This window comes from Streptomyces lancefieldiae (assembly GCF_031845825.1).
GTDB classification, from domain to species: Bacteria; Actinomycetota; Actinomycetes; order Streptomycetales; family Streptomycetaceae; genus Streptomyces; species Streptomyces lancefieldiae.
Window position 1 is genome coordinate 1 of sequence record NZ_JAVRFH010000063.1, and the last position, 19,806, is coordinate 19,806.

Here is a 19,806-nt window from a genome sequence, read left to right on the forward strand (position 1 = left end):
GCGTCGGCCTGAGCCTCTACCGAGTCGTCCGCGAGCTGCAGATACTCCTCGCGACCTGGACCGGCGCCTGCCCCACCTGTCACCGCGACATGCCAGACCCCGCACCAACATGACCAAGCCCTACTAGAGGCTGTGTCTATGGCAACAGGAGCACCATCAGCGGTAACGGATCTTGTGATCCGCACGGAAGCGCGCAGGCAGGAATCGTCCTCGGCGTTGGACGCTAAGCAGCGTGCGAAGCTCGGTCAGTACTTCACCCCTGCCCCCGCTGCGGACTTCATCGCCTCCCTCGCCAGGTTGGAAGCGTCTGAGACGATCCGCGTTCTGGATCCTGGTGCTGGTGTCGGCTCCCTCACGGCCGACGATGGCGTGGAGGCAGCCCGGAGTGAGGTGGAGCAGGCACGTGTCGTTGCCGAGCTGACCAAGGCGAAGGAGCAGCTCCGCCGCCAGCAGCAGCGTGCTGCTGCTACGAGCAGCCGGATCGAGGAGCTCCAGAAGCAGCTCAGCCCGACTGCCCGGGGCGACGGCATTGCGTGAGCGGTGCGTGAGCGGACTGGGTGGGACAGGGTGGATTGGGCGGCACTTGGGTTGCAGGGCGTAGGTCTCTGACCTGGGGAAACGGGATTCTGCGGCACCGCCCAGCACCACCCGGGATGATCTTGCAGGCCCTCGTAATGCGTAGGTCTCGGGTTCGAATCCCGAAGGCGGCTCCACTGGAGACCCGTAGGTCAGATTCTTCTGGCCTGCGGGTCTTTTTCGCTCCCCCTGCTCGTGATCCGTCCGCTCGGCGCTTCCCGTTCGGGTGCGGTGAGCCGATCGGACGCCGGGTGTGGCCGGTCGGCCGACGCGGTGGTGGGGAGGGGGTGCCTAGCGTCGTCCGGAGGAGACCGACGCGCTGGGAGGAGATCGTTCGATGGAGCAGCGAGGGACGACGGGAGCCCATCCGGAGGCCGCGGTCGGGGCGACCACCGAGTTCGAGCCGGACGTCATGGAACTGCTCGTGCAGACGCTGCGCCGTGCCGACGGGAGCGAGTTGCCGGCCGTGGGGACGGACACCCTGCTGGGGGAGCTCGTGATGGGGGACACGGACGCGGGGGCGGCGATCGCCCCGGGGATGCGGAAGGCCGGTGCGCTCAGCGGCGTGATCCGGGGGCACGCGGGCCGGGGCTGGGCGAGGGACGACGAGGTGCACGGTGCGCCGGTCGCGGCCGATCGGCAGGGCGACGAGGCAGAGGTCGACGCCGCCTGGCGCGAGGCGTGGTGGCGTCATGGCCTCGGTTGGCGCGGATCGGCCCCGGAGAGCGGGCGGGTGCCGTCCCGGATGACCGGTGCGATGCGCGCCTGCCTGCTGCTCGCGCTCCGGGCGGCCCGTGCCGAGGGGACGATCTCGGTGCGTTGCCGGCACGTCGCCCGTGCCCTGCTGGAGGTGCCGGACAGCAGGGCGGGTGAAGCCCTGCTGCTGCAGCGGCTGGACCCGGCCGCCGCGGCGACCGCGCTCGACCGGCTGGACGCCGACGCCGCGGCGGGGACCGAGGGGGTGGAGTCCCGCGGCGTCACCCTGCTCCGCCGCGCCGGAACGTTGGGCAGGAGCGGTAACCGTCTGACGCGGGCGCTGACTTCGTGGACCTCCGGGGCCGGCCAGGACGGCTCACCGGTTCTGTTCGCGGTGTCCGTCGAGGCCGTTCGGCAAGCGGTACGGTGCGGGCGCCTCGCGGCGGAGCCGGTGGATCTGCTGTTGGGGATCCTGGCCCTGGACCGGGCCCTGTACGTCGCCGGGCGCTCGCTTCCCGCGAGTCTGGCGGACGCCAACGCTGCTCCGGAGCTGCTGCGCCGGCACGGCGTGCGGCAGGATGCTCTCGTCTCTTCGGCCGCGGCGATCCCGTCCGCCGAATCACCCGGCGTCCCCGGCGTCCCCGGCGTCCCCGGCGTCCCCGGCGTCCCCGGCGTCCCCGGCGTCCCCGGCGGCGACGGCAGTGATGGCGGCGACCGCGACGGCGACCCTTCGCGGTTGTCCGCCGCCGCCGACCGGATCAAGGCCGTCGCGCGGCTGACCGCCGCCAAGCACGGTTCGGCCACGGTCGGTACGGTGCACCTGCTGTCCGCGCTGCTCGACGAGCCGGTGACGGACGGGGACGCCGGATCCGGCGGCACGGTGGTACGGCTGCTGGCCGCCGGGCGGGTGGATGTGGCCGCGTTGCGGGCGGAGCCTGCCCTCCGGGCGGCCGTGTGACCCCCGGGGCACGCCTGTGGCGACCGGCGCGGCTACCGTTCCTCCCCGGAAACGCACGGTGGCGGGCAGGAGTTGGTCATGAGTCGGTTGTCCGAGGACGCACGGCAGCCGTGCCCGTCCGGACGGTGGGGACACACGCCGACCGGTGTGCCGGGGTCGGCCCGCCGCGAGGTGGCCGAGGGCTGGGCCGCGGCGCGTGCCGCGGGGCGCCGTACGGTCGTCGTCGAGGCACTGCTCTGCGTCCTGGCGGCGGCCTTCGGCCTGGTCCCGCTGCTCCTGGTGGCCCTGGAGCGGCCGGTGCCGGCGGTGCTGGAGGCGTTGTGGGCGGCGCTGCTCGTCCCCGTGCGACGCGGGTGGCCGGTCGCGGCGGTCCTGGGCGCCTCCTTGCTGGTCGTGGGCGACAACGTGTGGACGCTGGCGGTGCCGCCGCTGATCGTGCTGTCCGCCACCCGCCGTATCGCACCGCCGCGGCGTGCGTGGCAGGTCGTGGGAGTCGGCTGTGCCGTCGTCGGTGTCCTGACCGTCGTCGGTGCCCTGGTCCGGTCCGACGCCCTGCCGGTAGTGCTGGCGGGCAACGCGCTCTCCGTGGTGCTGCTCCTGCTGCTCCCCGCCTTCGCCGGGACCCTGCTGGGGCGTCGGCGGCCCCTGGTCAGCCTGCTGCGGGAGCGCAACGCCTATCTGGAGCAGGCCCGCACGCTGACCGCCGCGGCGGCCCGGATGGAGGAACGGAACCGGATCGCGGGTGAGATGCACGATCTCCTGGGCCACCGGCTGAGCCTGATCTCGGTGCACGCCGGGGCACTCGAGTTCGCCGCCGCGCGGCAGGCGCCGGCCCTCGTCGCGCAGACCGAGCTGCTGCGTACGACCGCCGGTACGGCGATGGAGGAACTCCGCGAAGTCCTCGGGGTCCTGCGCCACGCGGACCTGACGGACCCGGCGGACCGGGCCGGGGACGAGTGGGGAACGCGGGAGGACATCACCGCCCTGGTGGCGGAGTCCCGGCAGACGGGCAGCGCCGTCCAGCTGGACTGGGCCGTGCCCGACACGGTCGAGGTGGGGCTCCGCACACGGCAGGCGATCCACCGGGTGGTCCGCGAGGGGCTGACGAACGTGCTGAAACACGCTTCCGGCGCGCCCACCCGAGTGGAGGTCAGGGGCACGGACCGCGGGGTCGAGGTGTCCGTCACCAACGAGGCACCGCGCGCTGCGGGTCCATCCCTCGGGGGGACCCACAGCGGGCTGGCCGGCTGTCACGAGCGGATCGCGTTGCTCGGCGGGACGTTCGAGGCGGGCGCCCTGACGAACGGTGGGTTCCGCATGGCCGCCTGGCTGCCCACCCAGGGTAACCGTCCCCTCGAAGGCGCCGCACCGGGCACGACTCGCATTCCGGCGGGCCGCGTCGACCACCCCGGTGGTGCCGGACACCCCGGCCGTCCCGGACCGCAAGGGGCCCGTGCCCCGCTGCCCGACGAGATCCTGACCTGGCCGCGCGTCCTGGGATCGGGCTGCGCGGCGCTGCTCGTGATCCTGCCGACGGCGGGCTTCCTCGTCGTACTGCTGACGATGGCGGCTCTAGGATGAGCTGATGATCCGAGTCCTGGTCGCCGACGACGAGGCGCTGATGCGCGTGGGGATCCGGCTGATCCTGGAGAACGCCGAGGACATCGAGGTGGTCGCCGAGGCAGGCGACGGCCGGGAGGCGGTCGCGGCCTGCCGCACCCAGGACATCGATGTCGCCCTGCTCGACATCCAGATGCCGACCCGTGACGGAATCGCCGCCGCCGAGGACATCGCCCGGCTCTCGCCCCGCACCTGTGTCGTGATGCTGACGGCGTTCGGCGAGGAGGCGAGTGTGACACGCGCCCTGCGGGCCGGGGCGAGCGGTTTCCTCCTCAAGGACACCGGTCCCGCCGACCTGATACGCGCCGTGCAGCTCGCCGCCAGGGGCGAACCGGTACTGGCACCCCGGATCACCCGGCAACTGCTGGAACGGCACGTGCGGTCCGGCCGGGACACGGAGGCCGCCCTGCGCAGGACCGAAGAGCTGACCCCGGCCGAACGGGATGTGCTGCGGCTGCTCGGTACGGGCCTGTCCAACGCGGAGATCGCCGAGGAGCTGTACCTGAGTGCCGGCACCGTCAAGGCGCACATCAGCCGGATCCTCACCCGTACCGGCTGCGCCAACCGCGTACAGGCCGCCGTCCTCGCGCACGACGCGGGGCTGCTCACCGACCGTTGACCCGCCCCCGCAGCGCCACCGCGGTTTCAGCGCCCGCCGGTTCCCTTCCTGTGCGCACAGGACCACCGCCCGCCGGTTCCCTTCCCGGCCCGGCAGCGCCACCGCGGGTTTCACCGCCCGACGGTCACTTCGCGTCCGCATAGCACCGCACCACCGCCGTCGTGAACGGGAACCGCACCGGCGTCCGGCCGAACGTCAGCCGTCCCGCCAGCTCCGCCGCCTCCCGGATCGCGGCGACGACGGCGTCGGCCTCCTCTTCGGGACAGTGCACGATCACCTCGTCGTGCTGGAAGAAGACCAGCTCCGCCGCCTTGTCCGCACAGGCCTGCCGCAGCGCGGCGAGCAGCAGCAGGGCCCAGTCGGCGGCGCTGCCCTGGACGACGAAGTTGCGGGCGAAGCGGCCACGCGCGCGGGCGTTGGTGGAGGCGTAGCCGGGCACCCACTCCTGCGGGCCCGGGGCCTCGGAGGGCTCGTCCTGCGGCAGCCCCGCCTCCTCGGCGCCGTCGGCCGCGCCGGCCGCGGGCGGGCAGGTACGCCCCAGCCAGGTCCGTACGAGCCGGCCCTCCTCGCCCGCGCGGGCCGCGTCGTCGACGTACGCCACCGCCCTGGGGAACCTGCGTCTGAGCGCGGCGAGGTTCTTCAGGCCGTCGCCGGAGGTCTGGCCGTAGACCGCGCCGAGCACGGCGAGCTTGGCCTGGGCGCGGTCGCCGGAGAAGGCGCGGTCGGACACCGACTGGTAGAGGTCGGTCTCCCGTCCGGCGACCTCCATCAGTCCGGGGTCGCGGGAGATCGCCGCCAGCACGCGCGGCTCCATCTGGTCGGCGTCCGCGACCACCAGCCGCCAGCCCGGGTCCGCGACGACGGCCCGCCGGATGACCTTGGGTATCTGCAGCCCGCCCCCGCCGTTGGTCACCCAGCGCCCGGTGACGGTGCCGCCGGCCAGGAACTCGGGGCGGAACCGTCCGTCGCGCACCCAGTCCTGCAACCAGGACCAGCCGTGGGCGACCCAGATCCGGTACAGCTTCTTGTACTCGATCAGCGGCTTCACGGCCGGGTGGTCGACCGACTCGAGCTCCCACCGGCGGGTGGAGCCGACCTTGATCCCGGCCTGCGCGAACGCCTTGACGACGTCCGCGGGCAGGTCGGGCCGCACCCGGCGGCCGAACGCCGCGGACACCTCCTCCGCCAGCTCGGCCAGGCGGCGCGGCTCGCCACCGCCCGCATACCGCTCGCCGAGCAGGTCGTGCAGGACCTCGCGGTGCACGTCGGCCCGCCAGGGCAGCCCCGTGCGGTTCAGTTCGGCGGCCACCAGCATCCCCGCCGACTCGGCCGCCGTCAGCAGCCGCAGCCGGTCGGGGTGCGCGGACCGGTCGTGGCGGCGCTGCTGTTCGGCGTAGACGGCGAGCAGGTCGTCCAGGGGCAGGTGGACGCCCTGCGGTTCGAAGAGCGGGGACTGCGCGCCCGGTTCGGCGGACCGCTGCGGCGGATCGGGCGGTACGGGTCCGCCGCGCAGCCGGGCCAGGGCCGCGGCGGCCGAGCGCGGCTGCCCGTACCGCCCCTCGTGGCCGAGCAGGAGGGTCTCGGCGGCCTCCACGTCGTAGCACCGCTCCACTCGCACCCCCGCGGCTAGCAGGCGCGGGTGGACCTCGGCGGTGGACCGCCACACCCAGCGCGTGACATCCGGCCTGCTCCGCACCGCCTCGGCGAGACCGGCCTCCCGGCGCACCGGGCCGGCGGGCAGCCCGTCGGGGCCGAGGGGGGCGACGTCCACGCCACCGTCCTCGGCCACGGCGAGCGCCCACCGGTCGGCCATGACGCGAGTGTCGCAGGAGGGTCTGACAACGGCCTCCGACAGCGGCCTCCGACAGCGGCGGCCGGCAACAGCGTCCGACAGCGGCCCTCGCCGCGAGCGGGGCCTCAGCCCTCTTCCTGCCCGGTCCCCGTCTCCTCGGTCACCTTCAGGAACTTGGCCAGCGCCTCGGTGACGTACCGCTCGGTGGCCTCCTTGTCGAGGCCGAGCCCGCTGAGGACGCCCTCGCCGTGCTCGTGCTCCAGCAGGGCGAGCAGGATGTGCTCCGTGCCGATGTAGTTGTGGCCGAGGCGAAGGGCCTCGCGGAAGGTGAGCTCGAGGACCTTCTTGGCGGCGGGGCCGTAGGGCACCAGCTCCGGGACCTCGGCGGCTGCCGGCGGAAGCGCCGAGGTCGCCGCCTCGCGGACCGCGTCGAGGGTCACGCCCTGCGCGGCGATCGCCTTGGCGGAGAGGCTCTCGCCCTCGGTGATCAGGCCGAGGACGAGGTGCTCGGGCAGGCCCTCGGCGTTGCCGGCGGTCTTGGCCGCATGGTGGGCGGCCATCACGACGTTGCGCGCGCGGGGCGTGTAGCGGCTGAAGCCCTGGCTCGCGTCCAGGTCGGCCGACTCCTTGGGGACGAAGCGCTTCTGCGCCGCCTGCCGGGTGACGCCCATGCTCTTGCCGATGTCCGTCCAGGAAGCACCCGAACGCCGGGCCTGGTCCACGAAGTGGCCGATGAGGTGATCGGCCACCTCGCCGAGGTGCTCGCCCGCGATGACCGCGTCCTGGAGCTGTTCGAGGGGCTCCGCGTGCACCTTCTTGATCGCGGTGATGAGTTCGTCGAGACGTACGGATGACGTGATGCTCGGGTTCGTCGTCATGTGTCAACCGTAGGTTGCGCCCCAGGGGGTGTCAACTGGTGGTTGACGCCCGGTCGGCGGGTCTCGCGGCTACTTCGGCGACGCCACCACCAACCGCACCGCCAACCCCGTGAACACCGTCCCCGAGACGATGTTGAGCCAGCGGTTCACCCGGGCGCTGCGCCTGAGGAGGCCCGCCAGCCGCCCGGAGAGCAGCCCCACGAAGGCGTCCCACAGGAAGCCCATCACCACGAGCGTGCCGCCGAGCAGCAGCAGCTGGCCGGGGACGTGCCCGAGCGAGGGGGCGACGAACTGCGGCAGGAACGCCACGTTGAAGAGGATCACCTTGGGATTGAGCAGGTTGGTGATCGCGCCCTGCCAGAAGGCCCGCCGCATTCCCGCGCCCCGGGGCGCCGCGTCCTCCTCACCCGGCACCGAGCGGTCCCGGAAGGCCTTCACCGCCAGGTACAGCAGATAGGCCGCGCCCGCCCAGCGCAGCACGTGGTACAGCGTGGGCAGCGTCGTGAAGAGGGCCGACAGCCCGAGCGCCGCGGCGACCGCGTGCACCAGCATCGCGCAGGCCACCCCGAACGCGGCCATCACGCCCGCCGTCGGGCCGCCCCGCCCGCCCATCGCCACGATGAACATCATGTCGGGGCCCGGGGTGACGCACAGCGCGAAGGCGGCGACGAGGAACGCCGCGTAGGGAGTCATGTCCACCATGCGCGTCATGGTCCACGCCGGACGGCGTGGCCTGGCCGAATTCCGCGGAGTGAGACGGACCGGGGGATCGTGGCACCATCGCCGGGTGAGTACGCCCAGCACCGTCGACCGTGCCTTCGAGACCGCCCTGTACGACGCCGCCGACGCCGCCCTCGACGCCGCCGCCTCGCTGCTCGCGGCCGACCCGGCGGCGGACGCGGAACTGAGCCGGCGTGGCGAGGAGTTCGTGGCCACGGCCTGGCGGCGCGGCTGGCAGCCCGCCGACCTCGTACGGATCGTGCGGCGCGAACTGGACGACGTCCACGTACGGCTGGTGGCGGCGCTGATCCGTGCCCAGGCACCGGACGACCGCCCACGCGGTCCCCGCTGGGCCGCGCAGCTCGACGACGTGCCAGAGGGGACGGCGGCGCCCCGCACGGACCGCTTCTCGCACGCCACCGCCGTGCTGGAGCTGTACCGCCTGTTGCTGCGCCTGCCCTCGCTGGAACCCCTGGAGTCGGGGGCGTCGGGGGCGTCGGGGGCGTCGGGGGAGTCGCGGAAGGCGGGGCAGCCGGGGAGGGCGGGGGATCCTCGCCGGGAGAGCAGGCCGGAGTCCCGCGCTCTCGTCCGCATCCGCGCGCTGCTCGCCAAGGCGGAGGCGACCGGGTACCCGGAGGAGGCGGAGGCGCTCAGCGCCAAGGCGCAGGAGCTGATGGCCCGGCACAGCATCGACGAGGCGCTGCTGTCGGCCCACGCGCCCTCGCCCGACGCCCCCGGCGCCTGCCGGATCGGGGTGGAGCCGCCGTACGAGCAGGCCAAGGCGGTCCTGCTGGACGCGGTGGCCGACGCCAACCACTGCCGGGCCGTGTGGAACGAACCTCTCGGCTTCTCCACCGTCGTCGGCTTCGAAGCCGACCTGGAGGCGGTCGAGCTCCTCTACACCTCGCTGCTGGTGCAGGCCGAGGCCGCGATGACGAAGGCGGAGGCCGCCCAGCGTGCGGGCGGACGCAAGCGGACCAAGACCTTCCGTCAGTCGTTCCTCGCCGCCTACGCCCACCGCGCGGGCACCCGGCTCCGGGCGGTGGCGGAAGCGGCCACCGCCGAGACCGGCACGGAGACGGACGTGGACCTCCTGCCGGTCCTGGCCTCCCGCGAGGTGGCGGTCACCGAACGCCTGGAGCGCCTGTTCCCGGAGACGACCACGACCCGCCTGCGCGGTGCGGGCGACGCGGCGGGCTGGACGGAGGGCACCCGCGCGGCCGACCGAGCCCGGGTGGGCCGTCGGCGGCCACTGCCGTAGCCGCCGGGCGCCCGGTGCGGACGCGGCGCGTGGAGGAGCTCAGGAGCCGAGACCCTCCGTCGGCAGTCCGGGCGGCAGCGACCCGCCCTCGGACCTGGTGTACGTCTCCTCGCCGAGGTCGCCCTGCCACTTCACCGTGAGCGACGTCCCGTCGACCGACGCGACGGTGCCCGAAGCCCGGTCGTCGCTGCCGTCGGTGCACTTCAGGCGGATCGTCCGGGTGCCGGACTCCTCGCCCGTGGTGCCGCTGCACACGGTGCCGCCCGTGGCGAAGAGGGCGGCCTTGTCGCCGGTGACCATCAGTGCGACGGCGTCGCCGCCGGTGGTGGTCAGCCAACTGCCCTCCAACCCGCCGGCGGCCGCGGACGAGCCGCCCTTGTCCGTGCCCGTGCCCGTGCCCGTGCTCGCGGACGCGCTCGCCGAAGCGTTCGCCGACGCGCCGGGAGCGGCCGAGGACCTGTCGCCGTCGGCCGAGCCGCCGTCGTCGGAGTCACTCCCGTCGGTGCACGCGGTCAGCGCCAGCGCGCCCACCAGCCCGAGCGTCACGAACGCGGTCCGCGCGGACCCCCGCCCCCGTGGGCCCCGCCCACGCGGGCCGGCCGTACTCACCCCGCCGGCCCGGCTCGCCACGTCCGCCGTACTCGCCGTACTCGCCGCAATCACCCACGTCACCGCAAGCCCCAAGCTGTAGCCGGACGGCCGGGTCGGCCAAGACAGCCGCAAGCTACCAGGACGACTTGCGAACACCCGGCAGATGCCCGGCGTGCGCCTGCTCGCGCAGGTTCACCCGGGACAGCCCGAAGACGCGGAGGTAGCCGCGCGGGCGCCCGTCGACCTGGTCGCGGTTGCGTACGCGCGTGGGGCTCGCGTCCCGGGGCTGCCGGCGCAGTTCCCGCTGGGCGGCGAGCCGTTCGGCCTCCGTCGAGGACGGGCGGCGGACGATCTCCTTCAACTCGGCCCGGCGCGCGGCGTACCGCGCGACGGTCTCCTGCCGTTGCTCGTTCTTCGCGATCTTGCTCTTCTTCGCCATCAGACCCTCAACCCCTCAGAACCTCGACCCTCGACCCCTCAGACCTTCACCCCGCGCGCGCGGATGCGCGCCACGGCCGCCTCGACGCCGATCGCGTCGACCGTCTTGATCCCCTTCACGCTCAGCCGCAGCCGCACGTGCCGGCTCTCGCTCGGCAGCCAGTAGCGCTTGGTCTGGATGTTGGGGTCGAAACGGCGGGAGGTCCGCCGGTGGGAGTGGGAAACGCGGTTGCCGAAGCCGGGTCGGGCGCCGGTCAGCATGCAGTGGGCGGACACGGGTGACGTACCTCTCCTTCAGACGCGACGAGCGCTACTGTTAATGGAATTCATTTTCAGTAAGATACCAGCATGGCACGCAACGAACTCCGCCCGGTCATCAAACTCCGGTCCACCGCCGGGACCGGCTACACCTACGTCACCCGCAAGAACCGCCGCAACGACCCGGACCGGCTCGTGCTGCGCAAGTACGACCCGATGGCCGGCCGCCACGTCGACTTCCGAGAGGAGCGCTGACCCGCCATGCGCAAGGCAATCCACCCCGAGTACCGTCCGGTCGTCTTCCGTGACCGCGCCGCGAAGCACGCCTTCCTCACCCGCTCGACCATGACCAGCGAGCGCACGATCGAGTGGGAGGACGGCAACACCTACCCGGTCGTCGACGTCGAGATCTCGAACGTCAGCCACCCCTTCTACACCGGCACCGCCCGCGTGCTGGACACCGCCGGACGCGTGGAGCGCTTCGAGCGGCGGTACGGGAAGGGAGGCGGGGCATGAGCTCGCCGGGCTCCCTGCCGGTGGCGATCGTCGGCGGGTTGCACGTGGACGCCCGCAGGGCCGCCGTCGCCCGGCTGCTGGCCGATGTGCCCGGCAGCGTCGTCCTCCACCACGACCTGGCGACGGCCCCCGCGGGCACGGTCGTGCGGACCGTCCGGGACGCCACCGGCGTCCTGTCCGCCGGTGAGGCGCCCCTGGTCAACGACTGCGCGTGCTGCGCCCTGCGCGAGGACCTCGTCCCCGAGCTGGAACGGATCGCGGACGCCGGCGGCACCCCGCTGGCCGTCGTCGAGCTGTGGGACTCCGTCGAGCCCAAGGCGATGGCGGAGGTGGTGACGGCCGGCGGCTTCACCGTCACCGGTGTGATCACCGCCGTCGACCCGGCGCTGGTGCTGCCGTACCTCGGCAACGGCGACGACCTCGGCGAGCGGGGTCTCGCCGCCGCGGCCACCGACCAGCGCACCGTCGCCGACACCTTCGCGCGGCAGCTGGAGTACGCGCCCGTCCTGGCCGTCGCCGACTCCGCCGCGGGCTCCGGCGCCGACTCCCCGGTGGCCGACGACGAGGACCGCGAGCTGCTGGCCCAGCTGCACCCGACGGCCCGCCAGGTCCCGATCGGCCACGGCGACCCGGCGGGCGGGGCGCGAGAGGACCTCGCGCGGGCCGCCCTCGCCGGCTTCGACGTGGAGGCCGCGGCGGCGGCCCAGCACCCGGCCTGCGCCCTGCTGCCCACCGAGGCCGACGCGCACGGCGTCGCCACCCTCGTCTGGCACCGGCGCCGCCCCTTCCACCCGGAGCGGCTGTACGCGGCGCTGGAGGACCTGACCTGTGCCGCGGCCCGCAGCCGGGGCCGGTTCTGGCTCGCCGACAAGGCGGACACGCTGCTGCACTGGGACGCCGCCGGCGGAGCCCTGTGCGTGGAGAGCGCGGGGCCGTGGCTCGCCTCGCTCCCCGACGCCGCCTGGGACCTGGTCCCGCCGGTGCGCCGGGCCGCCGCCGCACTGGACTGGCACCCGGAGCACGGCGACCGCTGCCAGCACCTGGTCTTCACGTCCCCCGGCCTCGACCGCGACGGCCTGGAACGGCTCCTGGAGTCCTGCCTGCTGACCGATGCCGAGTACGCCGCCGGACCGGCCGCCTGGCAGCGACTGCCGCCCGTCTTCGACACCCTGCTGGAGGTCTGACCATGCCCCGCCCGAGCGACCGCAAGCCCGTCAGGCAACGGCCCAACCCGCTGGACCAGGCCGAAGTGACGTACGTCGACTACAAGGACACCGAGCTGTTGCGGAAGTTCGTCTCCGACCGCGGCAAGATCCGCAGCCGTCGGGTCACCCGTGTGTCGTCCCAGCAGCAGCGGCAGTTGGCCAGGGCGATCAAGAACGCGCGGGAGATGGCGCTCCTGCCGTACACCGCGCGCTGATCCGCGCCGTACGCGGTGCGCCGCAGGTCGGTGCCGAACCGGGGGCCCGCTCGTGGGAGCGGGCCCCCGGTTCTGTCGCATACTCGCCGAATCCAGGGGCACAAGCGGGAACGGGTTCTTCGGAGTGGGCGTCAAAGAAGGCAAGGCTCGGTAAAGCGGTCGTCAAAGCTGTAACCGAGGGAGCACCGCGCGTGCACGTGCATTTGCTCCTGCATCCGCACGTGAACAGGGTTATGATCCGGATCAGTTGACCACTGCATCAATGGCCACATCAGCCAGTGCACCACCGGGGAGCGACCTGTGGACCACGACGTGTACGACGTTGACGACGCGTCCGGCGTGTACAACGGCATGGCCGCCACGCAGTTGCACGACGTGGCCTGGCAGAAGAGCCGGCACAGCAATTCGCAGGGCTCCTGCGTGGAGTTCGCGCGGCTGCCCGACGGAGCCGTGGCGGTGCGCAACTCCCGCTTTCCCGACGGTCCCGCGCTCGTCTACACGCGCGCCGAGATCGAGGCCATGCTGCTGGGCGTCAAGGACGGCGAGTTCGACCACCTGGTCGCGAGCTGACACGGAGAACCGCGGCGCGCAAAAGCGCCGCGGTTCGTCACCGTGCCGGGTTCATTCGTCGGGCTGTCGGAGCCGGAAGAGCGCCCAGACCACCTTGCCGTTGAGCGTCCCGGCGAGCGGGTGCCAGCCCCAGCTGTCGCTGAACGAGTCGACGAGGAACAGGCCCCGGCCCGACTCCGCCGAGAAGTCGTCCGTCTCGCGGGCCACCGGGCTGTCGTGACTGGGATCGCGCACCGCGCACACCAGCCGCTCGGTCCAGCGCATCAGATGCAGCCGGACGGGGCCGTTCTGGTCCGCGTGGCGCGGGGTGTTCGCCGGCAGCGCGTGCCGCAGGGCGTTGGTGACGAGTTCGGAGACCACCAGGCACACGTCGTCGAAGCGGTCGCCCGTGTCCCAGCCGTCGAGTGTCCTGCGGGTGAACCGCCGGGCCTCGCGCACCGCTTCGTAACGGGGCGGCAGGGCACAGGAGGCGGCGTTGGACACGGCCGCGGGGTCGAGTGGCGGAAGGCCCTGCCGTAACGGCTCGAGCATGGTCGATCCATTCGTCCCCATGCGAGGCACTCCCGGGAATTCGCGGTCATAGCGATGCGGCGCGGTGGTGCGGGACCATGGTTTCGGATGCGTACCGCAGATGCAAGGGCAGATGCACGTGCACGTGACCGAAATGGACCTGCCCGTACCGCTTGTTGGTCAATTTTTCCGTCATCTTCGCCTCGCCTCCACCTCGCTCGGCGTCCGCTTTCCGCTCTCTCCGTGCAGGGGCCCGCGCTTTCCCGATGGCTCGATTCCGTTTCCGTAACCGGACGAGTACTGCTCGGAGTGTTTTAGTGGCAGACTTCGGCCCCTGGAGACGGTTGGGGAGGCTGGCGAAGTGAGCGCGGGAGAGCCCGGATCGGTGGTGCGGCGCATGCTGCTCGGATCACAACTCAGGCGTCTGCGTGAGACGCGGGGGATCACGCGCGAGGCGGCGGGCTACTCGATCCGCGCCTCGGAATCGAAGATCAGCCGGATGGAGTTGGGCCGGGTGAGCTTCAAGACGAGGGACGTCGAGGACCTGCTGACGTTGTACGGCATCACGGACGAGCAGGAGCGCGCCTCCCTTCTCTCCCTGGCCAAGGAGGCCAACGTCGCGGGCTGGTGGCACAGTTACTCGGACGTGCTGCCCAGTTGGTTCCCCACCTATGTGGGCCTGGAGGGCGCGGCCTCGCTGATCCGTGTGTACGAGGTGCAGTTCGTGCACGGCCTGCTGCAGACCGAGGAGTACGCCCGTGCGGTCGTCCGGCGCGGCATGAAGGGCGCCGGCGAGGCGGACGTCGAGCGGCGGGTGGCGCTGCGCCTCGAGCGGCAGAAGCACCTCGTCGCGGAGAACGCGCCCGAGTTCCACATCGTCCTGGACGAGGCCGCGCTGCGCCGCCCCTACGGCGACCGCGAGGTGATGCGCGGCCAGCTCCAGCACCTGATCGAGATGTCCGAACGCCCCAACGTCCGGCTGCAGATCATGCCCTTCGGCTTCGGCGGGCACTCCGGCGAGAGTGGCGCGTTCACGATCCTGAGCTTCCCCGAATCCGACCTGTCGGACGTGGTGTACCTGGAGCAGCTCACCAGTGCGCTGTACCTGGACAAGCACGAGGACGTCACCCAGTACGAGACGGCACTGAAGGAGCTTCAGCAGGACAGTCCGGGCCCGGACGAGAGCCGTGACCTTCTGCGGGGCCTCCTCCAACTCTCCTGAAACATAAGTACGATGACGCACCATCAGGCGGCACGCTCGCGGCGGCTGCGGCAGCTAGGGGATTGAGGGATCACATGTCGTCGTACTTCACCGACCTCGCGCAGCAGTACATCGACGGCGAGTGGCGCCCGGGCACCGGCTCCTGGGACATCATCGACTTCAACCCGTACGACAACGAGAAGCTGGCCTCGATCACGATCGCCACGGTCGACGAGGTCGACGCCGCGTACCGGGCGGCCGAGCGCGCGCAGAGGCAGTGGGCGGCGACCAACCCGTACACGCGTCGCGCGGTGTTCGAGAAGGCGCTGCGGCTCGTCGAGGAGCGCGAGGCGGAGATCAGTGAGGCGATCGTCGCCGAGCTCGGTGGCACGCGCCTGAAGGCGGCCTTCGAGCTGCACCTCGCCAAGGAGTTCCTGCGCGAGGCGGTCCACCTGGCGCTGCGGCCCGAGGGCCGGATCATCCCGTCGCCGGTCGACGGCAAGGAGAACCGCGTCTACCGCGTGCCGGTCGGCGTCGTGGGCGTCATCAGCCCCTTCAACTTCCCGTTCCTCCTCTCCCTCAAGTCGGTCGCCCCGGCGCTCGCCCTCGGCAACGCCGTGGTCCTCAAGCCGCACCAGAACACGCCGATCGTCGGCGGCACCCTGGTCGCGAAGATCCTGGAGGACGCCGGACTGCCGGGCGGCCTGCTCAACGTGGTGGTCACCGACATCGCGGAGATAGGAGACGCCTTCCTGGAGCACCCGGTCCCGAAGGTGATCTCCTTCACCGGCTCCGACCAGGTCGGCCGCCATGTGGCCACGGTCTGCGCCGCCCACTTCAAGCGCTCGGTCCTGGAGCTCGGCGGCAACAGCGCCCTGGTCGTGCTCGACGACGCCGACGTCGACTACGCGGTCGACGCCGCCGTCTTCAGCCGGTACGTCCACCAGGGTCAGGTCTGCATGGCCACCAACCGCGTCCTGGTCGACCGCTCGGTCGCCGACGAGTTCACCGAGAAGTTCGTCGCCAAGGTCAGGTCGCTCAAGGCCGGTGACCCGCGGGACCCGTCGACCGTCATCGGCCCGGTGATCAACTCCCAGCAGGCGGACGCCCTCTCCGCCGTCGTCGAGCAGGCCATCGCCGAGGGCGCGACCGCCCTGGTGCGTGGCACGACCACGGACAACCTGGTCGAACCGTCGGTCCTGACCGGCCTGCCCGCCGACTCCGCGCTGCTGCGGCAGGAGGTCTTCGGCCCGGTCGCCTTCCTCGTCCCGTTCGACGGCGAGGAGGAGGCCGTGCGCCTCGTCAACGACACCCCGTACGGCCTGAGCGGCGCCGTGCACACCGGTGACGTCGAGCGCGGCGTCAACTTCGCCAAGCAGATCGACACCGGCATGTTCCACGTGAACGACGGCACCGTGCACGACGAGCCGATCGTGCCCTTCGGCGGCGAGAAGCACTCCGGCATCGGCCGCCTGAACGGTGACACGATGCTGGACGCCTTCACCACGCAGAAGTGGATCTCGGTGCAGCACGGCCGGAGCGGATTCCCCTTCTAGGCCTTCTCCAGGCCTTCCGGATCGCGCCGGAACCCCCAGGGCCCTTGCGGACAGAAGCTGACCGCAAGGGCCCGTAGCGTCGTCGGTGTCAGAGAAGGAAGGGCGAGAAAGCCCCCTTCCGCATCCGAATCGGACGAAATCCAAGCCGAAACGGAAGCTGGAACCGACGAAAGGCGGCCGGTCATGGTCACTCACGTGCGAGCCGAAGCGCAGGGCGACGAGCGCGGAGCACTGCTGTCCTTCCTCGCCGAGCAGCGCGGCGGCATCCGCCGGTCGGTGCTGGGGCTGACGGAGGAGCAGGCGAACTCCCGCCCGAGCGCCAGCGAGCTGTCCCTGGCCGGACTGCTCAAGCACGCCGCCGAGGTCGAGCAGACCTGGATCGCCCGCGCCCGGCAGGAGGCGCCGGCCGTCAAGCGGGACGAGTCGAACTGGCACGAGTGCTTCCGGCTCGTGGGTGACGAGACGGTCGCCTCGCAACTGGCGTACTGGGAGGAGGTCGCCGCCGGGACGGAGGCGTTCATCCGCTCGGTACCCAGCCTGGACGACACCTTCCCGCTGCCGAACGACCCCTGGTTCCCGCCGGACGAGCGGGTCTCCATGCGCTGGCTGTGCCTGCACCTGATCCGTGAGACGGCCCGGCACGCCGGCCACGCCGACGTCATCCGCGAGTCCCTGGACGGCGCCTCGGCCTGGGACCTGGTGGCGAGGGAGCAGAGCGTCCAGGCCTAACCTGGACCCCATGTCAGTGATCCGTCTCCTGGTGCTCGGCGCGGTCCGCCAGCACGGGCGGGCCCACGGCTACCAGGTGCGCAACGACCTGGAGTACTGGGGCGCGCACGAGTGGTCCAACGCCAAGCCCGGCTCGATCTACCACGCGCTGAAGCAGATGGCGAAACAGGGCCTGCTGCACGCGCACGAGATCGCCCCGTCGACCGCCGGCGGCCCGCCGCGCACCGAGTACGAGATCACCGACGAGGGCGTCGAGGAGTACTTCGCCCTGCTCCGCAAGTCCCTCACCGCCTACGACCAGAAGCCGGACGTGCTCTCCGCCGGGCTCGGCCTGATGGTCGACCTCGGGCGCGAGGAGGTGCTCGCCCTCCTGGAGGAGCGGATCCGGGCCATCGGGGAGTGGCGCAAGGCCGTCACCGAGTACTACACGCCCGAGGACGGGCCCGGTCAGCTCGGCCACATCGGCGAGATCATGAACCTCTGGGTGCACTCGGCCGACACCGGCGCGGAGTGGACCCGCGCGCTCATCGAGCGCATCCGGGGCGGTGCGTACACCTTCGCCGGAGAGGGCGAGCCGTTCGTCGGCGTGCTGGCGGACCGGCAGGATCACCCGTAGGGGGCGGGCGCCCCCACGGGCAGGATCCTCACTGGTGTCCTGCGCCGGAGACGCGTCGGCAGAACCCGTTGAACTCCACGGCCCGGTGCCGGTGGTGCGGCGCTGTGATCAAGAAGTCGGTCACCGCCGCCGACATCCACGACGACAAGCTCGAAGCCATCGCCGACGGCAGCGCCATCGTTGTCGTCCCGTCGACGAGGCCGATCCGTCAAGTCCGCGGTGGGACTCCTCGACCGCCCCGCCTGATCGACCTGGTCGCGCGTCGCTCCGTGATGCCTCTTCTGCATGACGGGGTGCGGAACGGGTCTTGGACGGGATCGCCGACGTACCGTTGGCTGGTCACATGACCGTCGACTACCGCGCACAGACCGTCCTGCTCACCGGGGCCAGCTCCGGAATCGGAGCCGCCTTCGCCGAAGCCCTGGCCGCACGCGGTGCGAACCTCGTGCTCGTCGCCCGGCGCGCCGAACGGCTGGCCTCGATGGCGGACACGCTACGCCGCACCACCGGTGCCGAGATCGAGGCGATCCCGGCCGACCTCTCCCACCCGGACGCCGCACGCGATCTTCACCGGGAGGTCGCCGACCGGGGCCTGCGTGTCACGAGCCTGATCAACAATGCCGGGGCCGGCTCGTTCGCCCTGTTCCCCGGTACGGACCCGGGACAGATCACCGCCGAGATCGCGGTGGGCGCCCTGGCGCCGGTGCAGCTGACCGCGGCGTTCCTGCCCCAGATCCGGGACGCGGGCAACGGCTTCATCATCAACCTCTCCAGCGTCTCCGCCTACTTCCCGTCTCCCCGGATGGCCGTCTACGGCGCCACGAAAGCGTTCATGCTCAGCTTCACCGAATCGCTGTGGACCGAGTTGCGTGGCACGGGCCTGACCGCGTTCGCCGTCGCCCCCGGTGCCACGGCCACCGACTTCACCGCCGGGATGGGTCCGGATGCCGCGGTACTGACCGCCGGGAAGCTGCGTAAGCCCGAGGACGTCGTCGCCACCGCGCTGCGCCACCTCGAACGCCGCAACCCCGGGCCGACCGTCATCGACGGGCGCTTCAGCCAACTCGGCGCACTCATCGCCCGGTTCATGAGCCGGCGCCGTAACGCGCTGATGGCGGCCCGTGTCTTCGACCCCGGCCGCCTGTCTCCTGCGCGATCCAGCCGGTGACGTGAGGGGGGGAGGAGACGTGGCGGACGTGGCCACGCCGCTTGTGCGCCTACGCGGTCGCGGGCCTGCCCGCTGACGCGCCGGGCGCCGGGCGCCGGTGACGTCCTCACGGACCAATGGATCTCGCCCCCGCTCACATGGCGAACGGGGGCGAGATCTCGTGACCGGGCGGGCGCCGGGGATTCAGCCGTGGCTGCGGCGCATGGGCACCAGGTTGCCCCGCCGGTGGGCGGCGATGAGCATGGGGATCGCGATCAGCAGGCTGACGATGACGGGCACGATCGACGCCTCCAGACCGAACTCTCCGCCGGTCAGCAGGTCGGGGCCGGACGGGGTGGTGGTCATCAGGCCCTCCGACGCGTGGCCGGAGACCGGGATGCCGATCAGGCCCAGGGTGGTGTTCCAGGCGAAGTGCAGGCCCACGACGAACCAGATGTTGCGCGTCCACAGGAACGCGGCACCGAGGAGGACGCCGGCCTCGATGGCGATCGCGGTCGAACTCCACAGCGTGGCATCCGGGTTGGCCAGGTGCAGGCCGCCGAACAGGGCCGCGGTGATCGCCAGAGCCGCCCAGCTGCCGCACAGCTTCTCCAGCGCCTGGAGGGCGAGGCCGCGGAAGAGGAGTTCCTCGGTCACGGCGGCGCCGACCGACATCGCGGCCATGCTCGCCACGATCGACAGGGCGCTACCGGACCGTTCGGTGAACGAGAACTCGGTGAGGAGCATGAGTATCGACACGGTGATGAACCCGAAGCCGATCGCGACACCGGACAACGCCTGTGTCACGGCCCCCGACTTCGCGATCTCCGGCATGCTCCGCCGGGCGACGAAGCGCATGACCGCCCAGTAGACGGCAACCGCCACGACCGCACCCACGACGGCGACCACCCCACCTGTCGAGACCAGCCCGGACGCCACACCCACACCCACTATCCCGGTCAGCATCCAGACGAGGGGAGACTGGAAGAACCGGCCACCCTCCCGGCGAGTGGGCTGGGGCGGCGCGGTGCGCGTCGTACTCATGATGGCCTCCGTATGGCAACGGCCGCGTACCTTCCGGCGACCTGCCAAGGACGCTACGTAGGCGGCGACGTTCCCGAATCACCCCCGAGT

24 protein-coding genes are annotated in these 19,806 nt (G+C 72.1%); 16 read left to right on the forward strand and 8 right to left on the reverse strand.

Going from position 1 to position 19,806, the window contains the following annotated elements:
• Positions 1-174: 174 nt before the first annotated feature.
• The 4 genes from RM812_RS35575 to RM812_RS35590 all read left to right on the forward strand — a co-directional run bounded on the left by RM812_RS35575 (position 175) and on the right by RM812_RS35590 (position 4,469).
• Positions 175-537, forward strand: coding sequence for a DNA methyltransferase family protein (locus tag RM812_RS35575; protein WP_311582866.1), 363 nt, complete (start codon positions 175-177; stop codon positions 535-537).
• Between the two features lie 376 nt (positions 538-913).
• Entirely contained in the window at positions 914-2,230 is a 1,317-nt protein-coding gene (locus tag RM812_RS35580; protein ID WP_311582869.1) for a Clp protease N-terminal domain-containing protein, read from the forward strand.
• Between the two features lie 78 nt (positions 2,231-2,308).
• A complete protein-coding gene (locus RM812_RS35585) occupies positions 2,309-3,811 on the forward strand; it encodes a sensor histidine kinase (protein ID WP_311582872.1) in 1,503 nt (500 codons plus the stop codon).
• 4 nt (positions 3,812-3,815) lie between these two features.
• Positions 3,816-4,469: a response regulator transcription factor gene (locus RM812_RS35590; protein WP_311582875.1), complete on the forward strand. Its 654-nt coding sequence runs from the start codon at positions 3,816-3,818 to the stop codon at positions 4,467-4,469.
• A gap of 124 nt (positions 4,470-4,593) precedes the next feature.
• Here RM812_RS35590 and RM812_RS35595 read toward each other — a convergent pair whose 3' ends face one another.
• The 3 genes from RM812_RS35595 to RM812_RS35605 all read right to left on the reverse strand — a co-directional run bounded on the left by RM812_RS35595 (position 4,594) and on the right by RM812_RS35605 (position 7,841).
• On the reverse strand, positions 4,594-6,282 hold the full coding sequence (locus tag RM812_RS35595) for a bifunctional 3'-5' exonuclease/DNA polymerase (RefSeq protein WP_311582878.1): 1,689 nt from the start codon (positions 6,280-6,282) through the stop codon (positions 4,594-4,596).
• A 104-nt stretch (positions 6,283-6,386) separates the two neighbouring features.
• Positions 6,387-7,139 (reverse strand): Clp protease N-terminal domain-containing protein, encoded by a 753-nt coding sequence (locus RM812_RS35600; RefSeq protein WP_311582881.1) that lies wholly within the window; start codon positions 7,137-7,139, stop codon positions 6,387-6,389.
• Between the two features lie 69 nt (positions 7,140-7,208).
• Positions 7,209-7,841 (reverse strand): LysE family translocator, encoded by a 633-nt coding sequence (locus RM812_RS35605; protein WP_311582885.1) that lies wholly within the window; start codon positions 7,839-7,841, stop codon positions 7,209-7,211.
• An 85-nt stretch (positions 7,842-7,926) separates the two neighbouring features.
• Between RM812_RS35605 and RM812_RS35610 the strand changes: the two genes are divergently transcribed.
• The gene (locus RM812_RS35610; RefSeq protein WP_311582888.1) at positions 7,927-9,120 is read left to right on the forward strand and encodes a DUF2786 domain-containing protein; all 1,194 of its coding nucleotides are present in this window, start codon (positions 7,927-7,929) and stop codon (positions 9,118-9,120) included.
• Positions 9,121-9,159: 39 nt separating this feature from the next.
• Here RM812_RS35610 and RM812_RS35615 read toward each other — a convergent pair whose 3' ends face one another.
• The 3 genes from RM812_RS35615 to rpmB all read right to left on the reverse strand — a co-directional run bounded on the left by RM812_RS35615 (position 9,160) and on the right by rpmB (position 10,425).
• Entirely contained in the window at positions 9,160-9,666 is a 507-nt protein-coding gene (locus RM812_RS35615) for a hypothetical protein (RefSeq protein ID WP_311582890.1), read from the reverse strand.
• Positions 9,667-9,844: 178 nt separating this feature from the next.
• Entirely contained in the window at positions 9,845-10,150 is a 306-nt protein-coding gene (gene rpsN, locus RM812_RS35620; protein ID WP_311582893.1) for a 30S ribosomal protein S14, read from the reverse strand.
• Between the two features lie 38 nt (positions 10,151-10,188).
• Positions 10,189-10,425, reverse strand: coding sequence for a 50S ribosomal protein L28 (gene rpmB, locus RM812_RS35625; protein WP_311582896.1), 237 nt, complete (start codon positions 10,423-10,425; stop codon positions 10,189-10,191).
• Between the two features lie 72 nt (positions 10,426-10,497).
• On the opposite strand from rpmB, the gene rpmG reads away from it, so the two are divergent.
• From rpmG to RM812_RS35650, 5 genes are all read left to right on the forward strand, one after another.
• The gene (gene rpmG / locus RM812_RS35630; protein WP_007451968.1) at positions 10,498-10,662 is read left to right on the forward strand and encodes a 50S ribosomal protein L33; all 165 of its coding nucleotides are present in this window, start codon (positions 10,498-10,500) and stop codon (positions 10,660-10,662) included.
• 6 nt (positions 10,663-10,668) lie between these two features.
• Positions 10,669-10,923 carry a type B 50S ribosomal protein L31 gene (locus tag RM812_RS35635; RefSeq protein WP_311582904.1) on the forward strand — a complete coding sequence of 85 codons (255 nt, stop codon included), beginning with the start codon at positions 10,669-10,671 and terminating at the stop codon, positions 10,921-10,923.
• Positions 10,920-12,107, forward strand: a complete 1,188-nt coding sequence (locus RM812_RS35640; protein WP_311582906.1) for a CobW family GTP-binding protein — start codon at positions 10,920-10,922, stop codon at positions 12,105-12,107. Before RM812_RS35635 ends, RM812_RS35640 begins: the two co-directional genes overlap by 4 nt.
• 2 nt (positions 12,108-12,109) lie before the next feature.
• On the forward strand, positions 12,110-12,343 hold the full coding sequence (gene rpsR / locus RM812_RS35645; RefSeq protein WP_311582911.1) for a 30S ribosomal protein S18: 234 nt from the start codon (positions 12,110-12,112) through the stop codon (positions 12,341-12,343).
• A gap of 300 nt (positions 12,344-12,643) precedes the next feature.
• On the forward strand, positions 12,644-12,913 hold the full coding sequence (locus RM812_RS35650) for a DUF397 domain-containing protein (protein ID WP_217140750.1): 270 nt from the start codon (positions 12,644-12,646) through the stop codon (positions 12,911-12,913).
• Between the two features lie 51 nt (positions 12,914-12,964).
• Here the strand turns inward: RM812_RS35650 and RM812_RS35655 are convergent, their stop codons facing one another.
• The gene (locus RM812_RS35655) at positions 12,965-13,444 is read right to left on the reverse strand and encodes an ATP-binding protein (RefSeq protein ID WP_311582917.1); all 480 of its coding nucleotides are present in this window, start codon (positions 13,442-13,444) and stop codon (positions 12,965-12,967) included.
• A gap of 376 nt (positions 13,445-13,820) precedes the next feature.
• On the opposite strand from RM812_RS35655, the gene RM812_RS35660 reads away from it, so the two are divergent.
• From RM812_RS35660 to RM812_RS35685, 6 genes are all read left to right on the forward strand, one after another.
• The gene (locus RM812_RS35660) at positions 13,821-14,645 is read left to right on the forward strand and encodes a helix-turn-helix domain-containing protein (RefSeq protein WP_311582975.1); all 825 of its coding nucleotides are present in this window, start codon (positions 13,821-13,823) and stop codon (positions 14,643-14,645) included.
• A 74-nt stretch (positions 14,646-14,719) separates the two neighbouring features.
• The gene (locus tag RM812_RS35665) at positions 14,720-16,180 is read left to right on the forward strand and encodes an aldehyde dehydrogenase family protein (protein WP_311582920.1); all 1,461 of its coding nucleotides are present in this window, start codon (positions 14,720-14,722) and stop codon (positions 16,178-16,180) included.
• Positions 16,181-16,363: 183 nt separating this feature from the next.
• A complete protein-coding gene (locus tag RM812_RS35670; protein WP_311582923.1) occupies positions 16,364-16,909 on the forward strand; it encodes a DinB family protein in 546 nt (181 codons plus the stop codon).
• 10 nt (positions 16,910-16,919) lie between these two features.
• A complete protein-coding gene (locus RM812_RS35675) occupies positions 16,920-17,525 on the forward strand; it encodes a PadR family transcriptional regulator (protein WP_311582926.1) in 606 nt (201 codons plus the stop codon).
• A gap of 104 nt (positions 17,526-17,629) precedes the next feature.
• Positions 17,630-17,872: a hypothetical protein gene (locus RM812_RS35680; RefSeq protein ID WP_311582929.1), complete on the forward strand. Its 243-nt coding sequence runs from the start codon at positions 17,630-17,632 to the stop codon at positions 17,870-17,872.
• The gene (locus RM812_RS35685) at positions 17,869-18,693 is read left to right on the forward strand and encodes an SDR family NAD(P)-dependent oxidoreductase (protein WP_311582932.1); all 825 of its coding nucleotides are present in this window, start codon (positions 17,869-17,871) and stop codon (positions 18,691-18,693) included. The genes RM812_RS35680 and RM812_RS35685 overlap by 4 nt, the downstream gene beginning before the upstream one ends.
• Positions 18,694-18,876: 183 nt before the next feature.
• On the opposite strand, the gene RM812_RS35690 is transcribed toward RM812_RS35685, so the two are convergent.
• Complete coding sequence (locus RM812_RS35690; protein WP_311582935.1) at positions 18,877-19,716, reverse strand: CPBP family intramembrane glutamic endopeptidase; 840 nt, start codon at positions 19,714-19,716, stop codon at positions 18,877-18,879.
• Positions 19,717-19,806: the final 90 nt, after the last annotated feature.